We start from the raw sequence: 10684 nt of genomic DNA, 5'->3' as shown, positions 1-10684 counted from the left end.
ATGCCTCCACCGTCGCCTTCAACCGAGGCGTGAGGGACCGCAACGGTCTGCAGAAGGAGGTGTACGCGGACCTGAAGACAGCCTTCGGGCTGTCCGCGCAGCCGGCCGTGCGGGCGGTGAAGAAGGTGGTCGACGCATACGCCACCCTGCGGGCCAACCTGCGCGCCGGGAATCTGGGGCCCTCGACATCCCGGCGGTGCCGCAAGGCGCTCAGTACGCCGATCGTCTTCCGGCCGGAGGCGGCCCAGCCGTTCGACGACCGCTGCCTGTCATGGCAGCACGACGCGCGCACCGTCTCCATCTGGACCGTGGACGGGCGGATGAAGGGGATCCGCTACACCGGCCACCCTGACCAGCTCAAGACCCTGGTCCAGTACCGGCGCGGCGAGAGTGACCTCATCCAGCGGGGCGGGAAGTGGTTCCTGATCGCGACCTGCGAGATCCCCGGCGCCGAGATGTTCGAGCCGGTGGACTGGATCGGGGTGGACCGCGGCATCGCCAACCTTGCGACCACGTCTGACGGGACCAACTACCAGGGCCGCCGCCTGTCGCGCTACCGCAGGTGGCAGGCCCGCAAACGCGGTGAACTGCAGAAGAAGAAGACCCGTTCCGCCCGGCGGCGGCTTTCCCGCCGCACGTGCAAGGAACAGCGCCATGCCACCCACGTGAATCATGTGATCTCCAAGGAGATCGTGTCCGTCGCGCAACGCACCGGTCGAGGGATCGCCGTCGAGGAATTGGACGGGATCCGCGAGCGGGTACGGCTACGCCGCGACCAGCGGGCCACGCTCTCCTCCTGGCCGTTCCACCAACTCGGACAGCACCTCGCCTACAAGGCCCGCAGGGCCGGGGTGCCGTTCCTGGAAGTGGATCCGGCCTACACCTCGCAGCGCTGCCCGCGCTGCGGGCACACGGAGCGGGCCAACCGGCCCACCCGGGACCGTTTCTGTTGTCGTCGGTACGGCCTCGCTGGGCCCGCCGATGCCGTCGCCGGGGTCAACGTGCGCGACCGTGCACGCTCGGCGTGGGTATTCGTCACCATGCCCGTCCCGCCACCGGTGCAGCCGGAAGGCGGGAGATGCGACCCGTGACCGTCCCGTCGTAGGGGACAGTCGGGAGCGCGACAAGGCGTGAACAACGCTGAGCCATACAAGCTCGGCCGTTCACGGCCGAGAAGGTGGCAGCTGAGAAGGTGACGCAAGAGTCACATGCGTGCGGGGCGGCCCCGGACGTCAACGCCTGGGACCGCCCCGCACGGGGGGGGCTGCCGTTCGCTACCAGCGGTACCAACGGCCACGGCTGCCGCCGGTTCCGGCGGACCGCATGACGAAACCGAGCAGCCACACGGCCAGCACGATCACGGCCACGATCCACAGAGCCTTCAGCGCGAAACCGGCACCGAAGAGAACCAGGGCAAGCAGAAGAACGAGAAGCAGGGGAACCATAGTTATCAACCTCCGATGCAGCGAGTTCCCCGGCAACACCCCGCCATGCACCCGAAGTTTATGGGTTTCTTATCCTTCGGTGCGGGAATGCGGTACCGCCCCGAATCCTTCACCCGTCCGGCAGGCGGGCCTGTAGACCTGCGGGTCAGGCTGCGAAGCCGATGGTGGTGACGTATTCGTACTGGCCCCACTGGGAACCGAGGTCCACGACGGCCTCGTTGATCCAGGCGTCGTCGAGGGCCTGGTCGTCGGCGGCGGCCCAGGCCTCGACGATGCGGTCCCAGTGACGGACGTTGAGGGTGCGGAACTCGACGACGCAGTGGTGGGGCCTGGTGACCTGGGACTGGTTGAGCGGGTGGAACTCCACGCGGGTCCCGCGGCCTTCCCGGTTGAGACGGCCGAGCAGGTAACGCGCGACATTGCGCCGGCGCACCTGCAGGTACGCGCTCTCGATGTTCCGCAGGTTCTTCCTGGAGGGACTCCGCCTGCCGTCCAGCCAGGCCTTCAGCGTCCGGTCGGTGACCGTCAGACCGGCCTCCCGGGCCGCGGCGCGGGCACGCTCCGAGCGGGTGAGGTAGTGGAGCCGGGCGAGGAGGCCACGCCGGGCGGTGACCGGGTGGCGACGAACCCTGCGAGCACGTCGAGTTGCCGGGCCACGGCCTCGTGGCCCTTGATGCCGCGAGCGCCGAATTTGCCGAAATCGTTATTCCTTTCCGGCATTTCGTCTCCTCGCTTTCCCGGCAGCCGACTTGACGGAGCCTCATCGTCCCGCATTTCAGGGTGAGTCACGTATACAGGATCCGGGGGGGGCGGCCAGTGGGCTTTGGTGAATTCCGGCATTAGTGGTCCGGAATGGTTCTTCTAGTACTACAGCCGGTGGTTTCACGGTGAGTGAGCGCGTGCGGCTCGGGCACGGGTGACTGGATAGCTGCCCGTGTTCGGGGGCATGCCTGATCGGTGGGACCGGTGGGACCGGTGGAGATCAGGCGGTGGGCGTCCAGGGTCTGCTGCGCATGGCCTGGCCGAGGACATCGAGCATGTTCTGGCCGTGGCGGTCGGTGGTGGCCAGGTAGGTCCGGATCGCCGCGAAGTCCTGGGCGCCGAGCAGGGTCCGCCGGCTTCCGGAGACCTTGATCCGCAGTTTCGCTATCCTGATCGTCTGCTCGGCCGGGTTGTTGTCGCACGCGGCGGTGGCCACCACTCCGTCGCGGACCGCCGCCCGCAACGCCTTGAGCTCCCCGGTCTTGACCCGGTCGGCGACCCCCTCTACACCCGTGGCGCGGGCGGCGTCGGCGGTCCTCAAGGCGGCGAAGTACAGTCCGTGGTCAGGGCTCGGCCGTCAGGGATCTACGGAGCCGGGCGAGAAGCCGCCTCGTTGACGAGGGGAGAGTCATGACGACAGCGAAGCCGTCCGGGGTCTGGGCCACGGCCGTCGGGGTCGCCCGGGTGCGGGCACGCGAGACCCGGCGCGAGAACCCCTTGTTCCTGGACCCGCTCGCGGAGGCATTTGCCGCCGCCGGCGGCCTGCCGGTGGACGGGGAGCCGCCGCGAGCGCCCGTGGACGACGCGGCCCGGCGGCGCTGGGGCGCGGTCGCGTTCTCGATCGTGGTCCGCACCCGCTTCCTCGACGAGCTGCTGCGCGACGCGGCCGACGCGGGCTGCCGACAGGTGGTCCTGCTCGGCGCCGGCATGGACAGCCGGGCCTACCGGCTCGACTGGCCGTCGGGGACCCGCCTGTTCGAGATCGACACGGCGGAGCCGCTGGGCTTCAAGGAGTCGGTGCTCCGGGCCGAGCGGGCCGAGCCGCGCTGCGAGCGGATCACCGTACCGGTCGACCTACGCGAGGACTGGACCGGTGCCCTGGCCGCTGCCGGGCACGATCCGGCGCTACCCACGGTGTGGATCGCCGAGGGCCTGCTGATCTACCTGCCGCAGGATGCGGTCGAACGCCTGCTCGGGCAGGTGGGGGAGCTGTCGGCGACCGGCAGCCGGATGGGCCTGACGCTGGGTCAACCCGGTGTCGTCGAGCGCTTCGCGCAGGACACCGGCACTGCGGCGTCGATGTGGGTCTCCGAGATGCCGCCCGACCCGGTCGCCTGGCTGGCCGGTCTCGGGTGGGACGCCAGCGCGTACACCGTGCGTGAACGCGCGGCGGCGTACGGACGCCCGGTCACGGCGCCCGAGGAGCAGCCGCCGAGGCACGGCGGCCTGATCTCCGCGGCACGCCGCTGAGCACGGCGCACGTCCGCGCACGGCACTGGAGAGCTGCGACAGCAGCGCGCGGGCGGCGCGGTACAGCAGCGACACGATCATCACGACAGCATCCCAGCCACCACCGACAACCACGGCCACCCCTGCTCACCTGCAGCGATGACTTTACGAGCCTCACACCACAGGGTGGAGCACCCCGCCATCCATTTCGGGCCGGTGTGATCGTCGGAGTCGGGGAGGTCGTTGGCGTGCGGGGCCTTTCACCTCTCACGAGCCTTCCCGCTTCTGGTGTGGACGTCGATCCAGGTGACCAGGCCAAGGATGACCACGCCGACGACAGCATGGACGCCGCCGACCCAGGAGGCGTGTGTGCCCTCTCCTGGGCGAGGGCCCCGGTGGCACCCGTGGCTACGAGCAGCAGGACCGAGGCCCAGACGAGAAGGCGGAGTTCTGGCCCAGCCGGACCTCAAGGTCCGCAATCCGGGTCCGAGCCTGGGCCAACTCGACGCGGGCGGCAGTCAGCTCGCTCCGCAACTCGACCACCAGTTCCGCGGTACCTCGCTCAGCAGCCCGCGCACCATCGCCCGCAGGTTTCCCCGCGACGCCGGACGCGCGAAGACGTCGTCGACCGAGGCGCACAGCACCTCCAACTCCCCCTCCAGCGCCCGGATCTCGCCCTCGTCCAGCTCACTCGTTCCAACCGCCCCCGGCGGCAGCGTCAGTCCCACGAACGGCCCAACGAGCCGACCGTCGTCACGTGAACCACCGGCTGTAGTACTAGGAGCCGATGACGTACGTGTCCTTGATCTTCACTTCGGAAACGCCGCGTCCCTCCGGGAAGACCGCGCGCCAGTCGCCGATCACGTGGAGCTCGTCGGTGCCCATCGCACGGACGAGGGTGAGGCCCTCCTCGAACGCCTTGAACGCCTTGGTCCAGAGGTTCGCGAAGGCCTGTGAGCGGATGAGGTGCATCCAGTCGGGGCGGTACAGCTCGCGGTTGTAGTTCGACTCCCCCATCGTCGAGACGAACTTGGAGTACATCGCCTTGACGTATTCCAGGGTCACCTCGTCGCCGGTGTCGATCGCCCTGTCCCTGGCGTCCTCGAGGGCGATGCGGAACTTCTCCAGGAGGTTCTCCGTCGCGCCGGAGGTGAACGACTCGTGGATCCGGGGCGGGTCGCACAGCCCGTACTTCGGGGAGGACAGGCGCAGCAGCAGGCGCAGGGTGGGTTCGGTGACCCACAGGGGGCCTGGTTCGTCCCTGCTGCCCAGGGGGTTGGGGAGCGTGTGCTCGTGCTCCCATGCCGGGGGTGTGATCAGGTGGACTCCGGCGCGGCGGCGGTCGTGCGGGAGGCCGGTGGTGTGTTCCAGCCGGCCGATCGGCAGGTGGGTCTTGAGTGCGGAGAGATAGGCGCCGTTGATGTCGAGCGCCGTCACCTCGTGCCGTCCCGCGGGGAGTTCGGGCCGGGTCCATGTCGGGCGCCTCCCAGATCTCGTCCGCGCCACGGGCGGACTGCTTGCGCAGGACGTCCGGGATCCAGGGGTGCGCCACGATGTCGTAACGGCCGCCTTTGCGGGTGGTGTCCAGCAGCGCCATCGCGTCCGGGATGGCGCGCCTGAGCAGGGCCGCGGTGGCCGCTTCCAGGTCGCCGCCGTGCTTCGCGAGTGCGGCGCTCACGGCGTCGCCGATCAGGTCCGGGATCTGGGCGGCGCTCTGGGCGCGGCGGCCGACGGGCACCAGCGGCGTGCCGGGGGCCGGTGAGTTCGCCCTGCTCTTCGTGGTGCGGGTCGGCGGGTGCCGGCTCGGAGGCGGTGGGTGCCGGCTCGGAGGCGGTGGAGTCTTGGGCGGTGGAGTCTTGGGTGCTGATCTTCGCGTCGGCGCCCTTGAGGAAGTAGGCGTACTTCTCGCGGGTCTCACCGCTGGGGTCGCGGCCGGATTCCCAGCCGGCGACCGTGGACGGGCTCACGCCGAGGGCGCGGGCCACTTCGGCGCGCGAGAGACCGAGGGCCGCGCGCAGGGCCCGCCGCTGCTCGGCCGGCGGGAGGGGGGCGGGTTCGGCGGCGCCGCGAGCAGTTGGTCGATCGCCTCGAAGTCGTTCATGCCGCTCCCGGGCCCCGGTGCGCGATACCAGTGTCGTCGGCCTCGGTGGCGGTGACCGTCCAGGAGCAGCCGCGGTCGGTGCTGGTCCGCAGGGGGTGCGTCAGAGACGGCAACATGTGTCCTTGTGCTGGTGGCGATGCCTACTGGTGGGGCTGGTCGGCATCGGCGCCAAGTCTATCGGTGCCCGTTCGAAGGGGCGGAGGTCGCCGAGGACAATCGTCGCCATGAGTGACGGTACGGGTGATGCCGAGAGCCGCCTGGCGCGGATCGAGCGGCTGCTGGAGAGCGGTGAGCGTGAGGTGGCGCCCGCGTGGCGGCGGGCGACGCGGGGTGAGCCGCGCTGGGCGGTGACCGCGGTGATCCTAGTGGCGGTCGCGCTGCAGTGGATGCTGCCGCACCGGCTCGCCTTCCATCCGTACTGGGCTTTGCCGGCCCTGGAGTTGGTGCTGCTGGCCGGTCTGATCGCGGCGAATCCCCGGCGGGTCGAACCCCGCACCCGGTGGCTGCGGTGGTGGGGGCTGGCTCTGACCGGTGTGATCAGTCTGGCCAACGGCTGGTCGGCGGTCCGGCTGGTGGCGGGTCTGGTCAACGGCACCGAGGCGACGGAGGCCGGGCCGCTGCTGCTGACCGGCGGCGGTATCTGGCTGACGAACGTCATCGTGTTCGCCCTGTGGTACTGGGAGTGGGACCGCGGCGGGCCGATGGCGCGGGTCCGCGGCCAGAGTCAGTACGCCGACTTCCTCTTCGTACAGATGCAGAGCCCGCAGACCGCGCCGCCGGACTGGGAGCCGGCGTTCCTGGACTACCTGTATCTGTCGTTCACCAACTCCACCGCCTTCAGCCCGACCGACGTGATGCCGCTGTCGCGGTGGGCCAAGATGCTGATGATGCTGCAGTCCTCGGTCTCCTTGGTGACGGTGGTGCTGGTGGTCGCCCGGGCCGTCAACATCCTCAAGTGACCGGGCCGCGTGGCCGTGTGCGGGCGGGTGGCGGCCGGTGCGTGTGTGCCGTACAGGGGGCGCGCGCCATGGTTCGGGGCGATCCGGGCACGCCACGGGGGTGATCGCTTTAGGCGGATGAGCGGAACAGCCACCGGTTCAGCGTCGGCAACACCGGCCTGGAGCAGTCCCCCGTCACGGTCACGTTCGTCCGCATCGGCCAGGGCCTGTCGTCACCTTCCCGCCGTCTGCCCGAAGGGCGGACGGGAACCGCCCTGTGGCCGCTGGCATGAGCTGCCGGCGGACGAGCCGGTCCGCTCCACGCACCGGGGTCAGTTCATCTGTCGGCGGGCCTGCTTCACCTCGCGGTCGACGGCCCAGGCGTCGGCGACCGGCCCGAGGTGGCCGAGCTTGTCGGGATTGATCACCGTGCGGATGGTCTGGATCTGCCCGTCGAGCACGTCCAGGGCCAGGGTGTGGAGCACCTTGCCGTCCCGGTCCCGGAAGATCGCGCCGGGCTGGCCGTTGACCTCGTGCGGCTCGAACGTCACGTCGATCCGGCTCATCAAGGGGAAGACCGTGCCCAGCACCCGGGCCACGTTCCGCGCGCCCATGACGGCCTTGGCCAGCTGCGGGGCCTTGCCGCCGCCGTCCCCGACCAGTTGCACGTCGGCAGCCAGCAGATCCCGCAGCCCGTCCACATCACCGCTCTTCAGCGCGTCGAAGAACCGCGTCGCCAGCTCGTGCCGCTCCTGCCGGTCCGCTTCGAACCGCGGCCGCCCGGCCTCCATGTGCCGCCGCGCCCGCACCAGCAGCTGCCGGCATGCCGCCTCCGAACGCCCCACCGCCGCGGCGACCTCGTCGAACTCGAAGGCGAAGACCTCCCGCAGCACGAACACCGCCCGCTCCAGCGGGCTGAGCCGCTCCAGCAGCAGCAGCGCCGCCATCGACACCGAGTCGGCCAGCTCCACCGCCTGTGCCGGATCCTGATACGGATCGCTCAGCAGCGGCTCGGGAAACCACGGACCCACGTACTCCTCCCGCCGCACCCGTGCGGAGCGCAGCACGTCGATGGAGATCCGTGTGACCGCGGCCGACAGGAAGGCCTTGGTCGACGTGGGCCGGGTCGACGAGCCGTCAAAACGCAGCCATGTCTCCTGCACCGCGTCCTCGGCCTCGCCCACGCTGCCCAGAATCCGGTAGGCGATCGAAAACAGCAGCGGCCGCAGCTCCTCGAACTCCTCGACCTTGCTCACGCCGACCCCCCTTCCCTCGAACGCCCCGCATCCGGCCGCGCCCGTCGGCGCAGGCATCTTCTGGTGCACTGTGGCACTGGTCAGCCGTTGAAAGACTCGGGGCCGAAGCGGCCCCATGCCACGAATGCCGCAAGCACGAGATACATCAGGTTCAGCACCACATACAGGGATTCGCCGCGCCGGCCGTGGGTGATCATCGCACCGGCCATCAGCAAGACCCAGCACACGGCGGTCACCGGCGCCAGAACCGGTGCGATGCCGACCGCAGCGGGCAGGATCAGGCCCATCGCGGCCAGGAGCTCGAGGACACCGAGGGTCTTGACGAAACCGGCGCCGGCGTCTTCGGTCCATCCCCCGCCCTGGACCGCGGCCAGTTTCTCCCTGGGCACGAACGTCTTGCTGATGCCGCCGGTCAGGGCCACCACGGCCAGCAGTCCGGCACCGATCCACAGTGCGAGGTTCATGAGGTCACCCTCCTGTTGCCCGGCATCTCCCCTCCACCGCTCAGTGGAACTGCCCCGCCTCGTAGTTGCCGGCCGGCTGCCGGGTGATGATGTTCAGCCGGTTCACCGCGTTCATGAAGGAGACGAGGACCACCAGGGCGGTGAGCTGGTCCTCGTCATAGTGCTTGGCGGCATGCGCCCACGCCTCGTCGCCGACCCCACGGGCCGCGTCCGCGACCCGGGTCCCCTCCTCCGCCAGCTCCAGCGCGGCACGCTCGGCCTCGGTGAAGACCGTGGCCTCACGCCACGCCGCGACCAGGTTGAGGCGTACCGGGGTCTCGCCGGCAGCGGCGGCCTCCTTGGTGTGCATGTCGATGCAGGCGGCGCATCCGTTGATCTGGCTCACGCGCAGTGCCACCAGCTCCTGCGTCGCGGCCGACAGGGGCGAGTCCTTGAGCGCCTTGCCTGCCGACATGAAGTACTTGAGGGCCTTTCCGGCGGTCGGGTCGGCGAAGTAGTTCAGTCGCGCGTCCATGCTGTGCTCCTCTGGGGCCGTCGGTGGCTACATCCCCTGAGACGAGGTAGCCCGGCCTCCTGTGACATGGCGCGCTGTGACCCGCGTCTCCCCTGTGCCGGCGCCTGTCAGCTGCCGGAGCGTTCGCCGTCCGCGGAGCTTCCGGGGACGGCGACGGCCCGGCGGCGACGGCGGTGCGCGACCCCTGCGGCCGCGACCGCCACGGCGGCCAGCACCGCCGGGATCAGCACCGCGGGCCGCACGACCGCCCGGTACGGCGGAGCCGGTGACGCCTCCAGCGGGATGCGGGCGGTGTCGTTGCCGGGCGTGCGGTCGTAGGGGTTGTACGTGCGGACGGTGCCGTGGGCGCCGGGCACCTGCCGGTCGATGCGGAAGCGGAAGACCACGCTGGTCGTCCCGTCGTCCCCCGGCCACAACACGTCGCTGTCGAGATCGCAGACGAAGGCCCCGCCCGGCTTCTTGGGCCGCGCGCACGCCCACTTCCCGTCCGTGTCCTCGAAGGTGTAGGGGATGGAGGTGACCGTGGTGCCCTCCGGCGGGACCACCTCGAAGCGGCCCCTCTCGTCCGCCGGCCTGCCGGGGCCCAGGCCGCGCACCCCGAGCGTCACGCTCACCGTGTCGCCGACCCGGCCCCGCACGGTCCCGGTGACCGCCGTGTAGTCGGCCTGCACGGTGGTCTCCACGACGGTGACCGTGCCGGTGCCGTCGTGGATGCCCCCTTCGGGCGTCCTGGTCAGCGCGAGCGGGGCGCCCGTGCCGCGCACCGTGAGTTCGGCGGGCCGCCGCGGGTCGGACGACCAGGAGTACTCCAGCGTGCCGGTCAGTTCCTCGGGGGCGGCGGTGAAGGTGAGGGGCGAGCTCGTGCGGTACGCGGTGCGCGGGGCGGCCTTCGCCGGGAACGTGCACCAGGCGTCGGTGAACGTCGGGTTGTAGGAGCAGTTGCGGGGACGGGCCGTCAGCACCAGGCCGCCCTGTGCGGTGATCCGCAGGGCGATGCCGCGCTGTGTGGAGAACCGGCTGGGGTTGGAGAACCTCGGTGTCAGCGACGCGGGCTTCCCCGGCTTCACCCCGGTCATCTTCCCCGGCTCCTCGGGCCCGTACAGCGTGGGCCCCCCGACGATCATGCGGGTGGTGCCGGTGACGGAGGCCGTGTTGTCCGCGCTCGCGGTGTACGTGACCGTCCCGCTGTCGCCCGGTTCCGTCCCGTCCACGCCGTGGAGGGTGAAGGGCGGCATGCTCTCCCCGTCGTTGTCCAGGGTGCCGTACTCGCATGTCCACACCCAGCCTCCGCCGGTGCAGTTGTTGCCGCTGCCTTTGTCCACGCGGGCCACCCCGGCCAGACCCGACGCGTCCACCACGACCTTGATGTTGCGGGCCGGTCCGGTGTTCCCGGGCACGACGGCGACCGGCAGGACGAAGGCGCCGTTCTCGGCCTTCGCGCCCTCGTCGGCGTTGTACATGACGAACGTCCCGGGGGCCTCGAACCGCAGCCCGGTCTCACCGGACCCGGCGGCGAGGGCGAACCCGGCAGGCGCGGCGGGCGTGAGGACAAGTGCGACGAGGAGTGCGACGAGGGCTCCCCACCACCTGCCCTTTTGTGGGTGTGCGGTCCGTATCGGCATGCGGGGCACTATGCCATCGGCCTCCGGCGTCCCCCCAACACGGCCCGGGGTGAACGGACTTGGCGAACCGACTGGCCGAATCGGCTTGGGGGCAAAGGCGCTGGGCAGGAGCGGCCGGTGCTGCGGGCGGGAT

General features: G+C 70.6%; 12 protein-coding genes and 1 pseudogene. 3 read left to right on the top strand and 10 right to left on the bottom strand.

The window, feature by feature from the left end:
• Positions 1-1091, top strand: a 1091-nt coding sequence (locus KVT44_RS45230; RefSeq protein ID WP_254650764.1) for a transposase, incomplete at its 5' end; no start/stop codon positions are given.
• Positions 1092-1274: 183 nt separating this feature from the next.
• On the opposite strand, the gene KVT44_RS45225 is transcribed toward KVT44_RS45230, so the two are convergent.
• The 3 genes and pseudogenes from KVT44_RS45225 to KVT44_RS45215 all read right to left on the bottom strand — a co-directional run bounded on the left by KVT44_RS45225 (position 1275) and on the right by KVT44_RS45215 (position 2748).
• Entirely contained in the window at positions 1275-1445 is a 171-nt protein-coding gene (locus tag KVT44_RS45225; RefSeq protein ID WP_054229772.1) for a hypothetical protein, read from the bottom strand.
• 145 nt (positions 1446-1590) lie between these two features.
• A pseudogene (locus tag KVT44_RS45220) lies at positions 1591-2165 on the bottom strand (transcriptional regulator).
• Positions 2166-2427: 262 nt separating this feature from the next.
• Positions 2428-2748 (bottom strand): hypothetical protein, encoded by a 321-nt coding sequence (locus KVT44_RS45215; RefSeq protein ID WP_217573907.1) that lies wholly within the window; start codon positions 2746-2748, stop codon positions 2428-2430.
• A gap of 89 nt (positions 2749-2837) precedes the next feature.
• Between KVT44_RS45215 and KVT44_RS45210 the strand changes: the two genes are divergently transcribed.
• Entirely contained in the window at positions 2838-3677 is an 840-nt protein-coding gene (locus tag KVT44_RS45210; RefSeq protein WP_190173782.1) for a class I SAM-dependent methyltransferase, read from the top strand.
• A 497-nt stretch (positions 3678-4174) separates the two neighbouring features.
• Here the strand turns inward: KVT44_RS45210 and KVT44_RS45205 are convergent, their stop codons facing one another.
• Genes KVT44_RS45205 through KVT44_RS60790 form a run of 3 tightly spaced genes read right to left on the bottom strand, consistent with a single transcriptional unit; the run spans position 4175 to position 5641 of the window.
• Complete coding sequence (locus KVT44_RS45205) at positions 4175-4384, bottom strand: hypothetical protein (protein WP_217573905.1); 210 nt, start codon at positions 4382-4384, stop codon at positions 4175-4177.
• A 49-nt stretch (positions 4385-4433) separates the two neighbouring features.
• Entirely contained in the window at positions 4434-5093 is a 660-nt protein-coding gene (locus KVT44_RS60795; RefSeq protein WP_308314290.1) for a hypothetical protein, read from the bottom strand.
• Complete coding sequence (locus tag KVT44_RS60790; RefSeq protein ID WP_368857607.1) at positions 5090-5641, bottom strand: helix-turn-helix domain-containing protein; 552 nt, start codon at positions 5639-5641, stop codon at positions 5090-5092. Before KVT44_RS60790 ends, KVT44_RS60795 begins: the two co-directional genes overlap by 4 nt.
• A 340-nt stretch (positions 5642-5981) precedes the next feature.
• On the opposite strand from KVT44_RS60790, the gene KVT44_RS45195 reads away from it, so the two are divergent.
• Complete coding sequence (locus KVT44_RS45195) at positions 5982-6716, top strand: DUF1345 domain-containing protein (RefSeq protein WP_168515920.1); 735 nt, start codon at positions 5982-5984, stop codon at positions 6714-6716.
• A 311-nt stretch (positions 6717-7027) separates the two neighbouring features.
• Here the strand turns inward: KVT44_RS45195 and KVT44_RS45190 are convergent, their stop codons facing one another.
• From KVT44_RS45190 to KVT44_RS45175, 4 genes are all read right to left on the bottom strand, one after another.
• Positions 7028-7951 (bottom strand): RNA polymerase sigma-70 factor, encoded by a 924-nt coding sequence (locus KVT44_RS45190; protein WP_217573903.1) that lies wholly within the window; start codon positions 7949-7951, stop codon positions 7028-7030.
• An 80-nt stretch (positions 7952-8031) separates the two neighbouring features.
• Entirely contained in the window at positions 8032-8415 is a 384-nt protein-coding gene (locus tag KVT44_RS45185; protein WP_217573901.1) for a DoxX family protein, read from the bottom strand.
• Between the two features lie 40 nt (positions 8416-8455).
• Positions 8456-8929: a carboxymuconolactone decarboxylase family protein gene (locus KVT44_RS45180; protein ID WP_217573900.1), complete on the bottom strand. Its 474-nt coding sequence runs from the start codon at positions 8927-8929 to the stop codon at positions 8456-8458.
• Positions 8930-9036: 107 nt separating this feature from the next.
• Positions 9037-10551, bottom strand: coding sequence for a hypothetical protein (locus KVT44_RS45175; RefSeq protein ID WP_217573899.1), 1515 nt, complete (start codon positions 10549-10551; stop codon positions 9037-9039).
• Positions 10552-10684 lie beyond the last annotated feature (133 nt).

The organism is Streptomyces sp. GbtcB7 (assembly GCF_019091445.1).
Taxonomy (GTDB): domain Bacteria; phylum Actinomycetota; class Actinomycetes; order Streptomycetales; family Streptomycetaceae; genus Streptomyces; species Streptomyces mirabilis.
Note: the sequence above shows the minus strand (reverse complement) of the source record. Positions and strands in the feature narration are given on the sequence as shown.